At 68.7% G+C, this 19,124-nt stretch carries 14 protein-coding genes; 10 read left to right on the top strand and 4 right to left on the bottom strand.

What is annotated here, in order from left to right; translation table 11 throughout:
• The 3 genes from MNZ27_RS01190 to acpS are packed head-to-tail and all read right to left on the bottom strand — an operon-like array spanning position 1 to position 1,519.
• Entirely contained in the window at positions 1-270 is a 270-nt protein-coding gene (locus MNZ27_RS01190) for a phosphopantetheine-binding protein (protein ID WP_242392190.1), read from the bottom strand.
• Positions 222-1,085, bottom strand: a complete 864-nt coding sequence (locus MNZ27_RS01195; RefSeq protein WP_242392191.1) for a lysophospholipid acyltransferase family protein — start codon at positions 1,083-1,085, stop codon at positions 222-224. Before MNZ27_RS01195 ends, MNZ27_RS01190 begins: the two co-directional genes overlap by 49 nt.
• The gene (gene acpS, locus MNZ27_RS01200; RefSeq protein WP_277957438.1) at positions 1,085-1,519 is read right to left on the bottom strand and encodes a holo-ACP synthase; all 435 of its coding nucleotides are present in this window, start codon (positions 1,517-1,519) and stop codon (positions 1,085-1,087) included. Before acpS ends, MNZ27_RS01195 begins: the two co-directional genes overlap by 1 nt.
• A gap of 210 nt (positions 1,520-1,729) precedes the next feature.
• Here acpS and MNZ27_RS01205 point away from each other — a divergent pair, with 210 nt between their 5' ends.
• From MNZ27_RS01205 to MNZ27_RS01225, 5 genes are read left to right on the top strand one after another with little or no spacing between them, the layout of a single operon-like run.
• Complete coding sequence (locus MNZ27_RS01205; protein WP_242392193.1) at positions 1,730-2,878, top strand: beta-ketoacyl-ACP synthase; 1,149 nt, start codon at positions 1,730-1,732, stop codon at positions 2,876-2,878.
• A gap of 20 nt (positions 2,879-2,898) precedes the next feature.
• A complete protein-coding gene (locus MNZ27_RS01210) occupies positions 2,899-3,618 on the top strand; it encodes a beta-ketoacyl synthase chain length factor (RefSeq protein ID WP_308197889.1) in 720 nt (239 codons plus the stop codon).
• Positions 3,615-4,052, top strand: a complete 438-nt coding sequence (locus tag MNZ27_RS01215; protein WP_242392195.1) for an ApeP family dehydratase — start codon at positions 3,615-3,617, stop codon at positions 4,050-4,052. The genes MNZ27_RS01210 and MNZ27_RS01215 overlap by 4 nt, the downstream gene beginning before the upstream one ends.
• Entirely contained in the window at positions 4,049-4,774 is a 726-nt protein-coding gene (gene fabG, locus MNZ27_RS01220) for a 3-oxoacyl-ACP reductase FabG (protein ID WP_242392196.1), read from the top strand. Before MNZ27_RS01215 ends, fabG begins: the two co-directional genes overlap by 4 nt.
• A gap of 29 nt (positions 4,775-4,803) precedes the next feature.
• A complete protein-coding gene (locus MNZ27_RS01225; RefSeq protein ID WP_242392197.1) occupies positions 4,804-6,030 on the top strand; it encodes a beta-ketoacyl-ACP synthase in 1,227 nt (408 codons plus the stop codon).
• A gap of 238 nt (positions 6,031-6,268) precedes the next feature.
• Here the strand turns inward: MNZ27_RS01225 and MNZ27_RS01230 are convergent, their stop codons facing one another.
• Positions 6,269-7,741: a DUF2779 domain-containing protein gene (locus MNZ27_RS01230; protein WP_242392198.1), complete on the bottom strand. Its 1,473-nt coding sequence runs from the start codon at positions 7,739-7,741 to the stop codon at positions 6,269-6,271.
• Positions 7,742-7,930: 189 nt separating this feature from the next.
• Here MNZ27_RS01230 and MNZ27_RS01235 point away from each other — a divergent pair, with 189 nt between their 5' ends.
• The 5 genes from MNZ27_RS01235 to MNZ27_RS01255 all read left to right on the top strand — a co-directional run bounded on the left by MNZ27_RS01235 (position 7,931) and on the right by MNZ27_RS01255 (position 18,880).
• Positions 7,931-9,130, top strand: coding sequence for a PDDEXK family nuclease (locus tag MNZ27_RS01235; RefSeq protein WP_242392199.1), 1,200 nt, complete (start codon positions 7,931-7,933; stop codon positions 9,128-9,130).
• Between the two features lie 10 nt (positions 9,131-9,140).
• A complete protein-coding gene (drmD, locus tag MNZ27_RS01240) occupies positions 9,141-12,287 on the top strand; it encodes a DISARM system SNF2-like helicase DrmD (RefSeq protein ID WP_242392200.1) in 3,147 nt (1,048 codons plus the stop codon).
• The gene (locus tag MNZ27_RS01245) at positions 12,287-16,480 is read left to right on the top strand and encodes an Eco57I restriction-modification methylase domain-containing protein (protein WP_242392201.1); all 4,194 of its coding nucleotides are present in this window, start codon (positions 12,287-12,289) and stop codon (positions 16,478-16,480) included. The genes drmD and MNZ27_RS01245 overlap by 1 nt, the downstream gene beginning before the upstream one ends.
• A 122-nt stretch (positions 16,481-16,602) precedes the next feature.
• Positions 16,603-17,676: a PGN_0703 family putative restriction endonuclease gene (locus MNZ27_RS01250; protein WP_242392202.1), complete on the top strand. Its 1,074-nt coding sequence runs from the start codon at positions 16,603-16,605 to the stop codon at positions 17,674-17,676.
• 172 nt (positions 17,677-17,848) lie between these two features.
• Positions 17,849-18,880, top strand: a complete 1,032-nt coding sequence (locus MNZ27_RS01255) for a hypothetical protein (RefSeq protein ID WP_242392203.1) — start codon at positions 17,849-17,851, stop codon at positions 18,878-18,880.
• Positions 18,881-19,124 lie beyond the last annotated feature (244 nt).

Consider the following 19,124-nt stretch of genomic DNA (forward strand, 5'->3'; position numbering starts at 1 on the left):
TCACCCTGCGTTGACGTTGCGATTCGCGGCGATGTAGGCCGCCAGGTTCCGGACGGAGGCGAAGATCTCCCGGTTCCTCGCCTCGTCGCCGCTCGCGCGTACGCCATAGCGCTTTCGGATCTCCATCGCGAGTTCGAGCGCGTCGATCGAGTCGAGCCCGAGGCCCTCCACGAACAGTGGCGTGGTCGCGCCTAGCTGATCGACGGTCACGTCCTGCAGGTTCAGGCTCTCGATGATGAGCTGCTTGATCTCACGCTCCAGCTCTTCCACGTGGTCTCCTCGAGTGCCGCCGGCGACGGCGGCGGGATCGCTGCCGCCTCGCCGGAGGCCGCGCGCTGAAGCAGTTCGACGTAGATCGACCGCACCTGGTCGCGCGCCACGGCGGCCCGGCCGAGCGGCGGCGGAACCGTGGCGAGCTGCGTCACGGTCAGCCGGACCGTCCGCTCCGGGATCTCGTGCCAGCGCTGCCCCCGGATGAGCGCCGGCGGGTCGGAGCGGATGAGGACTGGGACGATCGGGACGTTCGCCCGGACGGCGATCTCGAACGCGCCGGAGAAGAACGGGCCGATCGCGCCCTTCGGCGAGCGCGTGCCCTCTGGGAACACCAGCACCGAGCAGCCGCGCTCGAGGCGCGCCACCGCCTCCTCGACGACCGCCGCGCCCGAGAAGATGCCGACGTCCGACTCGATGTGCCCGCAGGCGCGCAGCAGCGGGCCGACGAGCAGGTTGCGGAACATCTGGCGCTTGGCGACGAAGACGAGGTCCGGGGCGGCGGTGACGAGCGCCGTCACGTCGACGAGCGTTGGGTGGTTCGCCACCAGCACGGCGCCGCTCGGGGGCAGCTCGAGCCGCGTCGCGCGCGGCTCGTAGTGGAGCAGGCCGCACCATCGCATGTAGTCGTGGAACGCGATCCAGGTGCGCCTAACGATACGGCGGCAGCGGGCAGCGCCGCGCTCGGGGGAGCCCGCCCGGCGCCGCGCCAGCGGCAGCACCGCGTACGAGAGCAGTGCCCCCACGGCGAAGAACAGGAGAAAGGCACCGCCGGTGAAGACGACGCGCCGGACGATCTGGACGAGCCAGCGCATCAGGGCACCACGACGAAGGCGAGCGCGCAGGGACCGTCGTGCGACAGGCTGAGCAGCGGGTGACCGCCGCGGGCGCGCCGGAGGGCAGAAGCCGCCGAGGTGCCGAGCTGGAGCCCGGGCCGGCCGTCCGCGTCGCGCACGACTTCGATCTCGCGCAGCTCGACGCCGCTCAGGATGCCGAGTCCGAGCGCCTTCAGGAACGCCTCCTTGGCCGCGAACCGCGCCGCGTAGTGCTGCGACGGGCGCGCCTGCGCCTCGCAGTAGCGCCGCTCCTCATCGCTGAAAACCTCGCTCACGAACCCGGCGCGCCGGACGCTGCGCTCGATCCGGGCCACGTCGACGACGTCAGCGCCGATGCCGGTCGGGCCCCAGCTATCGGAGGCGGTGGGCGGTCGCGCCGGAAGGGCTCCCGTGAGAAGGGTAGTTGCCGGCATGAGGTCGTGGCGGGAGAGATACCCCGAGTGACTCCGAGCGTACCCGACGGGGACGCGGGTGGGCAAGTGCGATACCCGCCGACAAATACTTGAATTCGGAACGGAACCGCCCCGGCGACGCTCGCTTCGCGCCGCTTTGACCCGGGTCTACCGCCTCGGATATGAACGGCGGTCATGCCTGGCTCGGGGCCGCCGATAAGTATCCCCATCATGGCGGTCAGCGTGGGGAACGCGCTCGGGGGCTGCACCGCCGACGTCGTCGCCGCGCTCGAGGCGGGTCGCTCCGGGCTCCGGCCCTGTGCGCTCGACGTCCCGCGCGAGATGGTCTGCGGCGCGTTCGCGGGCGAGCCGGCGCCGCTGCCAGCCGCGCTCGCCAGCCACGACTCACGCGTTTCGCGCATCGCGGCGCAGGTGCTGGCCGGCGTCTCACGCGAGCTGGAGCGCGCGGTCCGGCGCTGGGGGCCGGAGCGCGTCGCTCTCGTCGTGGGGACGAGCACCGGCGGCGTGGCCGAGTCGGAGCGCGCCCACGCGGCGCACCGGCGGACGGGGCGGCTGCCGGCGAGGTTCGACTTCGACCGGCAGCACGCGTTCCACGGACTGCTCGACGTGGTGCGGGCGCTCACCGGCGCGCGCGGGCCCGCCTACGTGGTCTCGGCGGCCTGCGCGTCGAGCGGCAAGGTCCTCGGGTCGGCGCGCCGCCTCATCGCCGGCGGGGTCGCCGACGCGGTGGTGGCGGGCGGCGTCGACACACTCTGCCAGACGACGCTGCGGGGGTTCTCCAGCCTCGAGGCCCTGTCGCGCACCGCGTGTCGACCGTTTAGCGCCGCGCGCGACGGCACCAGCATCGGTGAGGGCGCAGCCTTCCTCCTCCTGGAACGGGAGGGCGAGGCGCCAGTGCGGTTGCTTGGGGTCGGGGAGACCTCGGACGCACACCACATGACTCAGCCGGACCCGGAAGGGCGCGGGGCGGCGCGGGCGATGCGCGAGGCGCTCGAGCAGGGCGGGGTCGCGCCGGAGGAGGTCGACCACGTCAACGCGCACGGGACGGCGACCCCCGCCAACGATGCCGCCGAGTCGAGCGCGATCGTGGGGTTACTCGGGACGTCGCCGCTGGTATCGTCGACCAAGGGGTACACGGGCCACTTGCTCGGCGCCGCCGGCGCCACCGAGGCTGTCTTCGCGGCGCTCGCGCTCGAGCGCGGCTTCGTGCCGGCCAGCCTGGGCGCGGAGCCGCTTGACCCGGCCGTCCGGGCAAACGTGGCGGTCCGCGCGCGGAGCGGCCGGCTCCGGACCGCGCTTAGCAACTCCTTCGCGTTTGGGGGCGTCAACGTGAGCGTTTTGTTGGGGGCGGCACCGTGAATAGCCTCTACGTCGGTGGTGTGGGGCTGAGCGCGCCCGGGCTTAGCGGCGCGGGTGGGGGCGGCGCCGCGGCGGACACGGGCGCACAGGCGCTGCCGCCGGCGCTGCGGCGCCGGGCGAGCCCGCTCAGCTTGCTCGTGTGCGATGCCTTGGCGCAGGCCGCCGCCGAGGCGGGCGCCGACCTCGCCGCGATCCCCGTGCTGCTCGGCAGCGCCTACGGCGAGATCGGCACCGCGGTCGAGATGATGCGCTCGTTCGGTGACGGCGCCGGCCTGCCGTCGCCGATCCGGTTCCACAACAGCGTCCACAATACCCCGGTGGCGTACGCCTCGATCGGGCGCGGCAACCGCGGCTTCTCGACGGCGCTCGCCGCCGGGCCGGAGACGGTGGCAATGGCGCTCGTCGAGGCCGCCGCGCTCCTCGCGGAGCGCGGCGGGGACGCGCTGGTCGTGTTCGCCGACGAGCCTTTGCCGGAGCCGTTCGCGCCCGCGCGGCCCTGGGTGGCCGCGGCGGCGGCCCTCCACCTCGCCACCGCGCCGCTCGCCTCGCCCCGCGCGCGGCTTGGGGTGCCCCGGCGCGGGTCCGCCGCGGCCGCGGCACTCGCCCCCGCCCTCGAGGCACACCCCTGCGCCGGCGCGTTCGCGCTGGTCGAGGCAGTGCGGCGCGGCCGCTCCGGGCCGGTGTCGATCGGGCCGCCCCCCGACGGCTGGGTGGTCGAGGTGGAGGCCGGGGCTTCATGACTGCGCTGCCGCCCATCGAGGAGCTCGTACCGCACCGCGGGCGGATGCTCCTGCTCGACGAGCTGGTCGCCTTCGACGGCCAGCGCGCCCTATGCCGCGTCCGGCTGCAGCGAGACTCGACCTTCGTCGAGGGCGGCGCCGTGGACGCAGTGATCGCGCTCGAGTACATGGCGCAGGCGGTGGCGGCTTTCGCCGGGATGCGCGGCCGCGCCGCCGGCCGGCCCCCCCGGATCGGATTCCTGCTCGGCACGCGCGAGCTCGTGCTGTCAGTGGACCGCTTCGCGGTGGGGGACGAGCTCATGGTCGAGGTCGCCCACGTCTGGGGCGAGGATCAGCTCGGCGTCTTCGATTGCACCGTGTCGCGTGGCGGCGAGAAGGTCGCTTCGGCGGCGCTGAACGTGTACCAGGGTCCCATCGAGGAGCGAACCTCATGAAGCCTCGCGCGCTCGTCACCGGGGGCAGCCGGGGCATCGGCGCCGCCATCGCGGTCGCACTCGCCCGCGCCGGCCATCCGATCGTCCTCAACTATAAGTCGAACGACGCCGCGGCACGCGCCACGCAGGCCGCCATCGAGGCGGCGGGCGGCTCAGTGGAGCTGGCCCGCTTCGACGTCGCGGACGCGGCCGCAGCCACGGCGGCGGTGGAGCGGCTCGCTGCCGACGAGGAGCACCCCATCGGCGTGCTCGTCAACAACGCCGGCGTCGCGCGCGACGCGGCGTTCCCCGCCCTCGAGAGCGAGGACTGGGAGCAGGTCACGCGGACCACGCTCGACGGGTTCTTCCACGTGACCCGCCCGCTCGTCATGCCGATGGTCCGACGCCGCTGGGGGCGGATCATCAACGTCTCCTCCGTCTCGGGCGTGATGGGCAACCGCGGCCAGGTGAACTACGCGGCGGCGAAGGCGGGTCTCATCGGGGCGACGCGGGCCCTCGCCTACGAGGTGGCTCACCGGGGCGTGACGGTGAATGCGATCGCGCCCGGGCTGATCGAGACCGACATGACGGCCCGCGTCCCGCGAGACGAGATCCTGAAGCTCATCCCGATGCGTCGCTTTGGGCGGCCGGAAGAGGTCGCGGCGCTTGCGGCGTACCTGGCGGGCGACGAGGCCGCATACGTCACCGGGCAGGTCATCGGCATCAACGGTGGGCTCGCCTGAGCGGCGGCCAGAATCGAGGATCGGAGCGCATGGGCGGGCATCGCGTCGTCATCACGGGCGTCGGCGTCACAAGCCCGATCGGCAACTCGCTGGACGAGATCTCCGCCGCGCTCCGCGAGGGGAGGAGCGGCGTGCGCCAAATCCCGGCGCTGGGCGAGATCGCCAACATGAAGACGCGGCTAGGCGCACCGGCCGAGGTCGACCTCTCGCCGTTCCCCAAGAAGCGGACGCGCACCATGGGGCGGGTGGCGCTGCTCTCCACGTTCGCGACCCAGAACGCGATCGCGGACGCCGGGCTCGACCCGGAGCGGCTCTCGTCCGGCCACGTTGGTCTTGCGTACGGCTCGACGGGCGGGACAAGTGCGGCCGTGGTCGACTTTGTCGAGAAGCTCTACTTCAACCGCAGCCTCGACGCGATCCAGTCGGCCACCTACCTCAAGTTTATGAGCCACACCTGCGCCGCCAACCTGGCGCAGTACTTCGCCATCCGCGGCCGGGTGGTGACGACCTGCTCGGCCTGCGTCTCGGGAAGCCAGGCCATCGGCGCCGGATACGAGGCGGTGCGGGGCGGCCAGCAGGAGGTCATGATCTGCGGCGGGGCCGAGGAGATGGACGTCGTCCACGCAGCCATCTTCGATGTGATGTATGCCGCCTCAAGCCGTTACAACGATCAGCCCACCGAGTCGCCGCGCCCGTTCGACGCCGACCGCGACGGCCTAGTGGTCGGCGAGGGCGCCGCGACGCTCGTGCTCGAGCGCTACGATCACGCCCGGGCGCGCGGCGCGCGCGTGTACGGCGAGATCGTCGGGTTCGCCACCAACTGCGACGGGTTGCACATGACGGCGCCGTCCGAGGATGGCATGGCGCGGGTCATCGAGCTCGCGCTTGCCGACGCGCAGCTCGCGCCCGACCGGATCGACTACGTAAACGCCCACGCCACCGCGACCGACCTCGGTGACGTCTGCGAGAGCCGTGCCGTGCTGCGGACGCTCGGTGCGAAAGTCCCGATCTCCTCGACGAAGGGTTTCACCGGGCACACCCTCGGCGCGTGCGGCGCGATCGAGTCGCTGTTTTGCCTTGCTATGATACGCGACGGCTTTCTCGCGCCCAACCGCAACCTCGCCCGCCCGCACCCGGACTGCGCCTCCCTCGACTACGTCATCGGCGCGCCGCGCGCGGCGGGGCCAGCGCTCGTCATGAACAACAACTTCGCCTTCGCCGGGATCAACACCTCGCTCGTCTTCAAGGCCGTCTAGCTATCGTGTCACGACGTCGTTCATTGATCACTGCTGGACGGTTGTTGCCGGATGTCTGCAGCGCGGGCTTGAGTTATCCGGTGCGGAAACGGTGCTCGTCACGGAAACGGCGTGCCGCGCGGCTGGCGCACCCTGCTGCGAGTACCACTGCGAGTGGCACGGGGCGACGGGCGACGAACATAGCCGATCGGGCGACGTCGACGACGGTGAGCCCACGGTTCGGTAGCGAGCGCGACCGTCAAGTCGTCATCTGTCTCAGTCGCTCTGTGAGCTTCACGAGCGCGAGCGTGTCCCGTTCGCAGTACGCGAGCAACTGCTTCCGAAGCGTCCTGCGCTCCGGTGCTGTGATCGAATCAGGCGCTAGGATGAGCGCCTCGAGAGCGGTCGATGCCGCGTCGCCGTCGGCGATCTCGAGATCGTCGTAGGAGAGCGCGGGCACGAGCGCGGGCAGGACGGCCTTCAGACCGAATCCGCCATGAAACGCGGGATGGTAGACGTGATCGCGCACGATCGGAAGCAGGTCCACGAGCCGGCCGCGGATCGTGCGGAGCGGCTTCTTGAGCTTCGGGACCACTTCCGCCAGGTGCTCGAGGCACCTCGCCTCGAACCCAGCGTTGTAAGCGACCACCGTCCGGGTGTTCCCGCACGCACGTACGACCGCCTCGGCTAGCAGGGGCCGGGGATCGTCGGCATCCTCGGCGAGGTGCTCGTAGTGCTCGGCTCGGCCGCGCGCGCCAGCGACGTGGCAGCTCACCTGGACCGGCACGGTCTCGTAGGGATGGCAACCGTTCCAGACCGGCACGGCCGGGTTGATCGATTCGAAGTCGAGGAACGCGGCGGGGTACTCGATGGCTGCGAGCGCGTCCGCGAGTCCGTTCTCGACGACGAGCTCGCCCGCCTTGACGGCGCGAACCTGTCGCGCCGCGACGTCCGACAGACGGACATCCTCTGGAAGTTCGTGGATCGTCTCGATGCCCGCCCCGATGAATTCGGCGAGCCGCTTCGCGTGAAGGCGATAGAGAGTCGAAACGTGGTGCTCGGGCAGCTCGGGATGGCAACGCTGCGCGAAGGGGCAGTCGTACGGTGAGCTGCACTGTGCCCCGGGCTCGATTTCCGGGAGCTTGCCGTCGAGCGTGGCACGCATGTTCCGGACCTGCCCCGGGATCGCTGGGATCAGCTCCTCGACATCGTTGGTCACGTCCTCGCGAACGAAGAGGTTGTCCAGGTTAGGGTAAGCGCAGTCGCGGTTAAGGTGCATCAGCTCCGCGCGACGGACGTCCACGCCCGATGCTCGCGCGGCGTAGAGCTGGACAGCGACATCGGGCAGGAACTGATCCTTCACGTCGAGCGTGGCCTTCACCTCGACAAGGCCCCAGCCGCGCCTCTGCCTCTCGAGCACGTCCAGCGCCGCGAACACGCCGCGCGCGGCGAAACTCGCCTCGAACACCACGTTCGCGCCGTCTCGGAGCGCTGCGGCTGTGGCCTCGAGGCGTTCGGTGACCTTCCACGGCTCGAAGTCGATCAGCGTTCCGACCGCGAAGCGCTCGCGCGCGAGCTCGCCGACGCGATGGCCGCGATCGAAGATGGCCTGCAACCGACCGTCGGGGTTGAGCTCAGGCGCGTCGGGCTCGTGGACCTCCCACCACAGTCGGCGCAGACACTGAAGGCCGACGCAGAAGCGGGACTTGGAGATGTTGCGGCGGCGCGGCATTCGGAAGACAGCGTACACCGTGGGCCGACACGCGCGCCCCGGTGAGGAGGCCCTCGGCCAAGATGCCGCAGTTGTCTGAAGCACGACGCGAAGCTGGCGACAACCGCGATCAAGCCCTCGGCGTTCTCACGATGCTACGCTGACTATGCTGCCGCGGTGGCGGGCGAAGCACCAGCCAGAGGTTCAAAGATGAAGCGAACTGTGAGTCCGCTGCTTTTCACCGCGAGCGTTTTTCAGACCGGTGCCAAGTCTTCTCAGGTTGCCTACGAAAGACGGACGGCTGCACAGCTAAAGCTCAAAGAAGACTGGTTCCAGAACGCGATCGCGACGAATCCTCGCCTCGTAATCGAGCCCTGCATCGAGGCAGGCCTCACAGACGAGAACTGGTGGTTTTGGGGCCGCGAGGTTGAGACGGAGGTCGGTCCGATCGACGTCTTGCTCGTCTCTGAATCAGGACGCGTCTGCATCGTGGAGACGAAGCTCGCGTACAACCCCGAGGGGCGCAGGAAAGTCGTCGCTCAGCTTCTCGACTACGCAGCTCACCTTGCGGAACTCCGCTCTGACCAGCTACCCGGGCTGCCCGCGGACTCCGGGATCACGGTTCATCAGGTGGAGCGGCGGATCGAGGAGGCCGACTTCCTCCTCGTCGTCGCCGGTGACAGCCTAGACTCGCGCGCCGTGAAGCTCAGCCAGGCGTTCCTTGCGCAGCACATGCTTAGCACGTGGGATCTGGCGCTGGTCGAGCTATCGATCTTCGAGCCGCTCGTGAAGAACGGGGGCGCTGGGTACCTCCTCGTTCCGCACCTCCGCGGACTGCTCGAACACGAGATCCGGCAAGTACTGAAGGTCACGGTCGACTCCGACGGGCGCCATCGAGCGGCCATCTCCGGTGGGACCCCGCAGGCGGCGAGCGTCTCCGCGCCGCGCGTAGCCGCTGCCGCACCCCTGCTTGAGGACGCCAGCGCCGAGCCGGCGTGGTCTGTCCCGCAGTTCTTCGCAGAGCTCGACGCAGGAGCGGTGCCAGAGGCCGTGAAGCGATTCGGGCGCGGGCTTCGCACCCTCATCCAGCGCCACCCGACCATCCAGTTGGAGGGCGGGGAGGGGAAGTACGGAACCCTTCTCCTGAAGAAGAACCAGGCCACCATTCTGAAGCTCTGCCTGGACCGCTTTATCAAGCTGACTCCGCGGTCGTTCCCGACCGCCCTCGGTGACAGAGCGGCGCTCACTTACATGGACGGCCTCCGTAAGCTCTATCCCGAGCTGATGGCGAACCAGAGTCAGCCGTTGATCTGGCACTCGAAGCCGGAAGCTCGCCTTGAAGAGCTGCTCGCGCTCGTCGATCGAGTGCTCGAGCAGTCCGAGACCGAGCGTCTTCCCGGGACGCGGTAGGATTCCACCGATGCCCGTGTCCGATCTCGCCCCCGGCCAGCTCGTCCAAGTCCGCCAGCGCCGTTACGTCGTCCAGGAGATCGCGGAGAGCGCCCTTCCGCCTCCGCCTCTCAAGGTTCCCCGTCCGCCGCAGCACCTCGTACAACTCTCGTCCGTCGACGACGATGGCCACGGGGAGGAGCTGCGCGTCATCTGGGAGCTCGAGCCTGGCGCCCGCGTGATCGGGGAGGAAACGCTCCCCGAGCCGAAAGGTTTCGATGAGCCGCGCCGCCTGGACGCCTTCCTCGACGCGATCCGCTGGGGAGCGGTGGCCTCCGCGGACCAGAAGCACCTCCACGCGCCGTACCGGAGTGGCATCCAGATCGAGGACTACCAGCTCGATCCGGTCGTCCGCGCGCTCCAGATGCCGCGCGCGAACCTGCTCGTCGCGGACGACGTCGGCCTCGGGAAGACCATCGAAGCGGGCCTCGTCGTGCAGGAGCTGCTGCTCCGGCACCGCGCCCGCAGCGTCCTCGTGGTTTGCCCGGCCGGACTGCAGCTCCAGTGGCGCGATCAGATGCGCGACAAGTTCGGGCTCGAGTTCAGGATCGTCGATTCGGACCTCCTGAAGGAGCTCCGCCGTACGCGCGGCCTCCACGTCAACCCTTGGACTCACTTCCCGCGCCTCGTCACGTCCATCGACTTTTTGAAGCGCGACCGGCCGCTCCGGCTCTTCCGCGAGGTCCTCCCGGCCGAGGGAGAAGCTGCGTTTCCCCGCCGCTTCGACTTGCTCATCGTGGACGAGGCACACAACGTGGCGCCTTCCGGCTCGGGCAACTACGCGATCGATTCGCTCCGGACGCAGGCCGTTCGAGCGCTCGTCCCGCACTTCGAGCACAAGCTCTTCCTCACGGCGACACCTCACAACGGATACAGCGAGAGCTTCCAGGCCTTGCTCGAGCTCGTAGACGACCAGCGCTTCCACCGGGGCGCTCCCATCGACCAGCGCCAGCTCGGCACGATCATGGTCCGGCGGCTCAAGTCCGAGCTTCCGCCGCTGTGGGACGGTACCCCGCGCTTCCCGAAGCGCGAGCTCACTGCCATCGAGGTGGACTTCCCGAAGGAGGAGCGCCAGGCGCACGACGATCTCGCGCGTTACGCCGAGCTGCGGACGGTGGGCGCGGCGGCGCCGGCCGAAGTCTTCGCGCTGCAGTTCGTCCTGAAGCTCCTGAAGAAGCGCCTCTTCTCGTCGCCCGCGGCGTTCCGCCGAACGCTCGCGAAGCACGTTGCTTCGTTGGGGCGGAAGGCGACCGAGGCCTCGCTGGCGGCACTCCAGCGCGAGGCGGCCGGCGTGGACGAGGAGTTTGCTGACGACGAGGCGTGGGAGGAGGCCGCGGAGGACGCGGTGGCACTCGCAACGGGCGCGCTCGCGGACCTCGACGGCGAGGCGCAGAGTCTTCTCGAGCGGCTGCGAAAGTGGGCCGATAAGGCGGACTCGAAGCCGGACGCCCGGGCCAAGGCGCTCGTCGCGTGGCTAGAGGAAACCGTGAAACCGGCAGGCGCCTGGAGCGACCGGCGCGCCATCGTGTTCACCGAGTACCGAGACACACAGCGCTGGCTGCACGGCATCCTCGATCGCGCCGGACTTGGCGAGGAGGGGCGCCTCGCCATCCTGTATGGCGGGATGCCCGTCGAGGAGCGGGAGAAGGTGAAGGCGGCCTTCCAGTCGGAGGAGTCGCCAGTCCGGATCCTCCTCGCCACGGATGCAGCCTCGGAGGGCATCGACCTCCAGAACCACTGCGCACGCCTCGTCCATTACGAGATCCCTTGGAATCCGAACCGGCTCGAGCAGCGAAACGGCCGTGTCGATCGCCACGGGCAGCGCGAGAAGATCGTCCGAATCTTCCACTTCGTCGGGACGGGCTGGCGCGAAGCGGGAGCGGCGGGTCGGCCACCGGGCAGTCTGGAGGGCGATCTGGAGTTCCTCGCGCGCGCCGCGCACAAGGTGGAGACGATCCGCGAGGACCTCGGCAAGGTCGGACCGGTGATCGCCGCGCAGGTCGAGGACGCGATGCTGGGGCGCCGCACCCGGCTCGACATCGATCGCGCGGTCGCGGAAGCGGAACCCGCTCGCAGGATGCTCAAGATCGAGCGCGACGTGCGGGCCCGCGTCGCAGAGCTCGCGGCCCAGCTCCGCGAGACGAAGGAGGAGCTGGGCATCTCGCCCGAGACCGTTCAGCGGGTCGTCGAGGTCGGCCTCGCGCTCGCCGATCAGCCCCCGCTCATTCCTGCAAAGGTGAAGGGACTCTGGCCAGACCCAGAGCGAACGTCATGCCCGGTCTTCCGTTTGCCCGAGCTGCGGGGCGCATGGGTACGCTGTGCGGATGGGCTTGCGCACCCGCTCACGGAAAAGATCCGGCCAATCGTGTTCGACCATGCGTTGGCGGAAGGGCGTGAGGACGTGGTGCTGGTTCACCTCGATCATCGCCTCGTCCAGATGTGCCTCGGATTGTTGAGGGCCGAGGTGTGGCAATCCACAGGGGCTCGCCCGCTCCACCGTGTCGCTGCCCGCGTGGTCCGCAGAGAGGAACTCCCCGGACCAGCGGTCGTCGCTCACGCGAGGCTCGTGATTCTCGGCGCGGACAACCAGAAGCTCCACGAGGAGCTCGTGACCGCGGGCGGCGTTCTGACCGAAGGCCGGTTCGCCAGATTCAAGTCCAACGCCGCGCTCGCGTCGGCGCTCGAAGCCGTGACCGACGAGGACGCACCTGCGGAGGTGAAGGAGCGGCTCAGGAAGCTCTGGCCGAAGTACCGCGATAACCTCCTATCCGCAGTCGAAGCCCGGGCGGAGGAGCGGGCCGAGAGCCTGCGCCGGGTCCTCGCCGAGCGAGCCGAGAAGGAGGCACGAGACGTCGCTGCGCTCCTCGAGGAGCTGAGGGCGGGCATCGCGAAGGCGCTCACCGACTCCGGCCCGCCGCAGCTCGCGCTATTCACGTCAGAGGAGAAGGACCAGCTCGAGCGGAACCGCGCCGCGATGCAGGCGCGCCTCGACGCGATCCCCGGCGAGCTGAAGCGTGAGACCGACGCCGTTCGTCGACGCTACGCGAAGCCGGTCGCGCGGTTCTTCCCGGTGGCAGTCACCTACCTTGTGCCCGCGTCGGCGGGGAGGAGCCGCTGATGGCCCGGCCAACTCGCCCGCGCGCGTTCTCCGCGGCCCGCGATCACGCCGACTGGCTCCGGCTGGTCGACGTCTCTGGACCGTTCTTCTCCCTCCCTGTCCTTACCCGTGCTTTCCCTCAGGGGCTTCCAAAGGAGGAGGGCGTTTCAGACCTTCGACGCCGCCTGCGCGTCGAGCTCGACGGGTGGGAGGACGAGGGTCGCCGCGATCCCGGCGTCCACGGCTCATTCGTTCGATTCGTCCTCTCCGACATCCTCGGCTGGCCTGAGCATCTCGTGAAGCAGGGGCAGGCACTGCCGCCTGGCTTAGACGCGACGATCGCCGAGCATGGCGAGAAGCTCCGGCCGGATCTCGTGGCCGTGGAGCCCCCGGGACGACCGAAGGCAGGCCGCGGCCGCGTGCTCGTGCTCGTGTTCCCGCCGGGGCAGGACCTCGACCGCTCGCTAGAGGGCAAGCGATGGAAGGCGTCCCCGGCGACGCGGGCCATGGAGCTGTGCCACGCCACGGAGGTCCCGCTCGCGCTCGTCACGAACGGCGTGGATTGGACGCTCGTCCACGCCCGCCGCGGCGAGACCACGACGTACGCGACCTTCAACGCACCGCTGTTCCTCGAGGAGGCGGGGCTGTTCGCGGCCTTCCGTGCCCTGTTGGGCGAGCAGCGGCTGTTCGGGGTCGCCGACGCGGACACGACGGAAGCGCTCCTCGCGGAGAGCGCTGCGAACCAGCAGGAGGTCACGGACCAGCTCGGCGCTCAGGTGCGCCATGCCGTCGAGGTCCTCGTCCAGGCGATCGACCGCGCCGATCGAAGTGCCCGCGGCGCAGTCCTGCGTGGCGTCGACGAGCGTACGCTCTACGAGGGCGCCGTCGCCGTGATGATGCGGCTCGTGTTCCTCCTCGCAGCCGAGGAACGGAAGCTGCTCCTCCTGGGCGACCCGCTCTACGACTCGAACTACGCGATCTCAACACTGTTGCCGCAACTCGAGGAGGTCGCGACGAAGCACGGCGAGGAGGTTCTCGAGCGCCGCTTCGCCGCCTGGGCGCGTCTTCTCGCCTCGTTTCGCGCTGTCCATGGCGGCGTCGAACACGACCGCTTCCGGCTACCGGCGTATGGCGGCACGCTTTTCGACCCGGACCGATTTCCCTTCCTCGAAGGCCGCGCGACGGGAACGCGCTGGCGTGATGTGCCCGCGGCGCCCATCCAAGTTTCCGACCGGACCGTCTACCATCTGCTTCGCTTGCTGCAGGTGCTCGAGATGGGCATGCCGGGCGGCGGCAGAGAGGCGCGGCGGCTCTCGTTCCGCGCGCTCGACGTTGAGCAGATCGGGCACGTCTACGAAGGGCTCCTCGATCACACGGCCGTGCGTGCGCCGGAGCCGGTGCTCGGTCTGGAGGGCGCGAAGGGTGTGGAGCCCGAGATACCGCTCTCGGCGATCGTCATGGCGCACGACCGCGGCGAAGACGACCTCGTGGCGTTCCTCGAGGAGGAAACGGGCCGAAGCGGGAAGACGCTGCGCAAGCTCGTGTCGGAGGCGAGCGAAGCGGACATCGAGGCGACCAGCAGACTCCTCCAGGCATGCGCGAATGACGAGAAGCTCCGCGACGTCGTGAAGCCGTACGCGAGCCTCTTGCGGCTCGACTCGAGCGATTACCCGCTCGTCATCCACAAGGGCAGCGTGTACGTCACGGCTGGCGCGGACCGGCGCTCGACAGGCACGCACTACACGCCGCGGAGCCTCACGGAGCCCGTCGTGCAGTACGCGCTAGAGCCGCAGGCGTACCGCGGACCGTCGGAAGGGTGGCCGCGGGAGAAGTGGCAGCTCAAGTCGGCGCGCGAGCTGCTCTCACTGCGGATCTGCGACATGGCGATGGGCTCGGGGGCGTTCCTCGCCCAGGCGTGCCGCTGGCTAGGCGACCGGCTCGTCGAGGCGTGGGAGGAAGCCGAAGCGAACGCCGGGGGGAAGCTCGTCGTCACGCCCGAGGGCGACCTCGCCACCGGCGCTCCGGGCGAGCGGCCGATCCCGAGGACCGCCGAGGAGCGGATCACGCTCGCGCGCCGGGCCGTCGCGGAGAAGTGCCTCTACGGCGTCGACGTGAATCCCATGGCAGTGGAGATCGCGAAGCTGTCGCTTTGGCTCGTGACGCTTCAGAAGGATCGGCCCTTCACGTTCGTCGATCACGCGCTTCGCTGCGGCGACTCGCTCCTCGGCGTGACAGCCCCGGAGCAGATCGCCTGTTTTCACGTCGACCCCGAGAAAGGGAGGGCGATCCACCAGAACCTGTTCGCGTGGACGTCGGCTTGCGAGCCGGCGCTCCAGGCCGCGCTCGAGAAGCGACGAAGGCTAGAGAGCTTTACCGTCGAGAGCGCCGCGGACGCGGAGGAGAAGCAGCGGTTGCTCGGAGAAGCGAACGCGGCCCTTGCGGACGTGAGGCTCGTCGCTGATGCGGTGGTCGCAGCGGCACTAGCGACTTCTGATGTCGGTGAAGACTCCTATGCGGCGGAGTTGGAGCGGCTCGCACCAATCGTCGGTGCCGCGCTCGATCCGAAATCGAAGCCTTCGTCGCGCGCTGGCGCGCGCGAGCAGCTCGCTGCCCGAGTCCAACAGCTGATGAGCAACGGGAAGCCTCGGAGCGCAGCGCGCCGGCGACCGCTTCATTGGGCGTTGGAATTTCCAGAGGTGTTCGGCGGCACCAGTGCGGCTCGCGGATTCGACGCCCTTGTCGGCAATCCGCCTTTCGTTGAGGCCCGCGCAATCGCGCGACTGCTTGGCGCGGACTATCGCTCGCATCTGGTAAACCGAGTCGCATTCGGAAGGCGTGGTACGGCCGATCTGTGCTGCTACTTCTTCTTGCGAGTTGATACGGTCCTAAGGACAGGGGGAACGTACGGGCTGATCGGGACGAACACCATCGCTCAAGGTGACTCGCGCGAGGTCGGCCTCGATCAACTGCTGGCACGCGGCGTGACCTTCTATCGCGCAACGTCGAGTCGCCCCTGGCCGGGAACGGCCGCGCTAGAGATCTCTGAGGTGTGGGGCCGTCGAGGTGAGTGGCGAGGCGCCGTCACCGCGGATGGAGTATCAGTCAAAGTAATTGGGGGCACGCTTCACGGCGCGGACCACGCCTCGAAACAGCCATTCCGGCTCGCATCGAACATGGGCCTAGCTCTTCAGGGCTCGATTCCGTTTGGCGATGGCTTCGTGCTGAATGAGCAGGAGATGCTTCATCTCGCGTCGCGGGATCGTTTCGCGCGAGAAGTGTTGCGCCCCTACATGAACGGTGACGACCTCAATTCGTCGCAGTTCCAACAGCCGAGCCGCTGGGTAATCTTCTTCGGGGACATGCCGTTGAGCAGGGAGGACGCAGAAAAGGGGTACAAAGGGCGTTGTGCGAGCGATTATCCCTCGTGTCTGGAGCGGGTGCGCCAGACGGTGCTTCCCGAACGTAAGTCCAAGTCTAAGGAAGTAGCGGCTGCTCCATGGTGGCAGTTCTGGCGATCAAGAGTGGAACTCTATGATCGGTTGAGCATCTCCCCATTTGCTTTGGGAACGGCGCGAGTAAGCAAGTACCTGTCCTTTGTGCCGGTCTCTGCGGACTGGGTATTCAGCGACACGGTGGTTGTCTTTCCGGCGGCGACTCGGAAGCTGCAGGCCGTGCTTCAGTCGTCACTGCACGAGGCTTGGGTTCGAAGGTATCAGTCCACCTTGGAAACAAGAGGGCGATACACTCCGACCGACTGCCTTGAAACCTTCCCGCTGCCCGGAGGCAGTAGCAACGGATTGGAGGCGGCAGCGGAGCGTTTTGATGCTACGCGCCATGCCGTACACAAGAGCAAGGTCGTTGGGCTCACGGATTTCTGGAACGCCTTCCATACCGAGGAACTCGATTCTTCGGATGTCGCTGAAGCGCGAGCAGCACTTGTCGCGCTCGACGAGGCGGCGCTTCGGGCCTACGGATGGGGTGACGTGGCTCTCGACCACGCGTTTCGCGAAACGAAGCTTGGTACCCGGTTCGCTATCAGCGCGGCTGCGCGCGGCGAGATCCTCTCGCGCCTACTGGAACTCAATCACGAACGCTATTCCGACGAGGTGAAACTGGGACTCCACGAGACTGGAACCGGGAACCGCAAGGGCAAGCCGAAGGGAAACGGCTCGAGGAAGCCCACGGGGAGCGGTGGCCAAGGCACGCTTTTCTAGGTCCCGCGGCGTCGCCCTCCGTTGCGATAACAGAGCCGCCGAAGAGGTCTTCCTCGTGGGAACCTGCGCTTGTGTGCATCGCGGTTGGGAATGGCCGATGGTCGTTACTCCTAGAGGAGCGCATGAGATTCCGGGAGCGAGAACGGGAACGCCAGGCGGCACTGCGGGCCGAGCTCTATACCGGTGCCGCTGCGTGCGACGGGCAGTACCCTCCTTCCAAGCGACCTACGTCGCGACGCAACTTCTGCATCCACGAGGACCACTCAGCAGAGAATCTGTGGCGCGGAATTCGCGACGAAGCCATCGCGTACTTCCGCGCCCGCGGAATCGAGTGGCACGCCGGCCTGCCCCCGGGAAAACGCAGCAGGCATGAGCCCGCGAGATCATTGCCGAGCAACCATCTCTGCTGCTCGCAGTGCAGTTGCGTGAACGCCCTCTTCCCGCTCCGCCACCATCCCGGCGCGCTAACGAAGGTGCTGGCCGCCGTTCTCGAGCCGCAGGGGCTCCGGATCACGGAGGTCCTCCGCTTCGAGCTTGACGACCTTCCCGGAAGCCCCGCCGGCTACGTCGCGTTCGAGTGGATCGGCCGCAAGAACTACCTTCGCGAGACTTCCTACGGACGTGTAGCCGCGGATGACGAGCGGGACCGCGGCAAGGGCTTCACGAGCGCCGACTTCGCTGTCCGGGTGCGGCTCGCGAGCGGTGCGACGGGTCTGCTCTTGGGCGAGTGGAAGTACACGGAGCGGTACGCGTCGAAGAGCATCCGATACTCGGACTCAGGGACCGATCGCCTGGAGATCTACCGTCCGGCGCTCGAGGCGCCTTGGTCCCAGGTCGCGCGGCTTGGGAATGCCGACTACGAGGACCTGTTCTTCGACCCGTTCGACCAGATCATGCGCCTCCAGCTCCTCGCCGGCGAGATCGAGCACGCGGGCGCCATGGGCGATCCGGAGATGGGCGCGACGTTCGCCTGCGTCCTGCATGTAGCACCTGTGGCGAACGTGGATCTCATGAAGCGGGTCACCTCGGCCCGCCTCGCGGGTCGTGGCGATGACGTTCACCAGGTCTGGCGCAGCATCGCATCCGACGATCGATTCTTCGGGATCGAGAGCGGAGCGCTGTTGCACGCGCTCGCCGCGCACGCGCCGGACGCAGACTGGGGGAAGTACCTGGTGCGGCGGTATGTCACCTCCTGATTTCGCGGTGAAGCGCGACGGGTGAGCGGTTCCGAGCAGCACAGGGCGGCCTTCGGGTCCCTTGACGGTCGTCAAGCGGAGCACCCGGATACTCAGTCGTGTCCGGGGTCCGAGGCATCCTATGGCGGCACAATCTGGGGTACGCTCGTGGAGTGCGGAGAAGGGGGGCACAGTGTCGGACGGGACGGAGTCGGCTGGGTCGATCGATCGCGTCGTTCCGCGAGCGATCCGCCTGTCGGATGCGGCGGAGTCGGTGAAGCAGTTCGCCCGGCGCTTCGAAGCGGACCGAAACCGCCTGCTCTCGGCGCTCCGTTCGACACCGGCGCTCGTGCAGCTCGCGCGAGGTCTCGGTGCGGCGAAGACCTACGTGATCGAGTGGCCTTCCGAGGCGCTCGGCGCACTCCGGACCGGCAAGGCGGTCTGGGAGAAGGCCGTGGACGGCTCCCTCCCGGCCGTGGTCCGGCTGAAGGACAACAGCGAGATCGTGAAGCACCTGCGACTCCGCGAGGTGAGCGATGCGGGCACGCAGGGGCTCACAGCGCTCAACAACCTCGCGCTCCAGTCTGCGATCGCGAGCGTCGTCGCGCAGCTCGAAGACCTCGACGCGAAGCTCGACAGCGTTCTCGCCGGGGCTAGAGCAGACCGGCTCGGGTACGTTATCGCCGGCGAGCAGATGTACGGCCAGGCGCTGGCGGCGAGGGACGTGGAGAACCGGCACCGCGCCCTGCACTCCGCGCTCCAGACCCTCGCCACGGGGCGCGGGCAGCTCATGGCGAGCATCGCGGCCGAGGCGAGGCTGCTCCGGCCAGCAACCGGGAGCGCCCGGCCGTTCGCCAAGGCTCCGTCGGAGAAGCTCGCCGAGTCGTACCGGGTCCTCGAGGAGGATGCGCGTTCCGCGGCCCTGGCAACCCGCTCCATGATCCTCGTTCACGAGGAGCTCGGCGAGCCGGACATGGCTCGCGAGGCGTTGGGCCAATTCGCGAACGGGCTCGCCGAGCCTGCGCGCCGCCTCCGCGAGCTGGCGCCGCACGTGCCGTACTCCCGCATCTTCGACCCGCAGCGCACATGGGCCGTGCTCGAGGATCGGGTTCTGCCCGCCGCGCGCGCGTCTGCTTCGGCGCTCAACGGTGCTCCGAAGCCGCTCCTCACCGAGTTCACTCCAGGCGAGATCCTCGCCGAACCGAAGGATGGTTCAGATGGCTGAATGTCCGAAGTGCGGCCGCCCCTCAGCCGAGGCTGTTCCGTGCCCTGCGTGTAAGGTGCAGGGCAAGGAGAGGTGGTCGAAGTTCTGGAAGGCGGCCGCTCCCGTGTTGTCGGCAGTCGTAAGCGTCGTCGTCATCGTAGCGACCAGGGGCAAGGTAAAGCCGAAGGCGTGAGGGACGGCGAGAGCACTCCCAAGCTACCCGGGCTGCTGGCTCCCCTTTCGTAAGCTTAGAACTTCTGACCCC

It is taken from the genome of Anaeromyxobacter oryzisoli (assembly GCF_022690765.1).
Lineage (GTDB): Bacteria > Myxococcota > Myxococcia > Myxococcales > Anaeromyxobacteraceae > Anaeromyxobacter > Anaeromyxobacter oryzisoli.

What these genes read in the sequence shown, in the direction of transcription:
- MNZ27_RS01235 (WP_242392199.1), top strand. Translation starts at nt 7,931, where the DNA reads ATGAAGCGAACTGTGAGTCCGCTGCTTTTCACCGCGAGCGTTTTTCAG.
- drmD (WP_242392200.1), top strand. Translation starts at nt 9,141, where the DNA reads ATGCCCGTGTCCGATCTCGCCCCCGGCCAGCTCGTCCAAGTCCGCCAG.
- MNZ27_RS01215 (WP_242392195.1), top strand. Translation starts at nt 3,615, where the DNA reads ATGACTGCGCTGCCGCCCATCGAGGAGCTCGTACCGCACCGCGGGCGG.
- MNZ27_RS01245 (WP_242392201.1), top strand. Translation starts at nt 12,287, where the DNA reads ATGGCCCGGCCAACTCGCCCGCGCGCGTTCTCCGCGGCCCGCGATCAC.
- MNZ27_RS01205 (WP_242392193.1), top strand. Translation starts at nt 1,730, where the DNA reads ATGGCGGTCAGCGTGGGGAACGCGCTCGGGGGCTGCACCGCCGACGTC.
- acpS (WP_277957438.1), bottom strand. Translation starts at nt 1,519, where the DNA reads ATGCCGGCAACTACCCTTCTCACGGGAGCCCTTCCGGCGCGACCGCCC.
- MNZ27_RS01230 (WP_242392198.1), bottom strand. Translation starts at nt 7,741, where the DNA reads ATGCCGCGCCGCCGCAACATCTCCAAGTCCCGCTTCTGCGTCGGCCTT.
- fabG (WP_242392196.1), top strand. Translation starts at nt 4,049, where the DNA reads ATGAAGCCTCGCGCGCTCGTCACCGGGGGCAGCCGGGGCATCGGCGCC.
- MNZ27_RS01225 (WP_242392197.1), top strand. Translation starts at nt 4,804, where the DNA reads ATGGGCGGGCATCGCGTCGTCATCACGGGCGTCGGCGTCACAAGCCCG.
- MNZ27_RS01195 (WP_242392191.1), bottom strand. Translation starts at nt 1,085, where the DNA reads ATGCGCTGGCTCGTCCAGATCGTCCGGCGCGTCGTCTTCACCGGCGGT.
- MNZ27_RS01250 (WP_242392202.1), top strand. Translation starts at nt 16,603, where the DNA reads ATGAGATTCCGGGAGCGAGAACGGGAACGCCAGGCGGCACTGCGGGCC.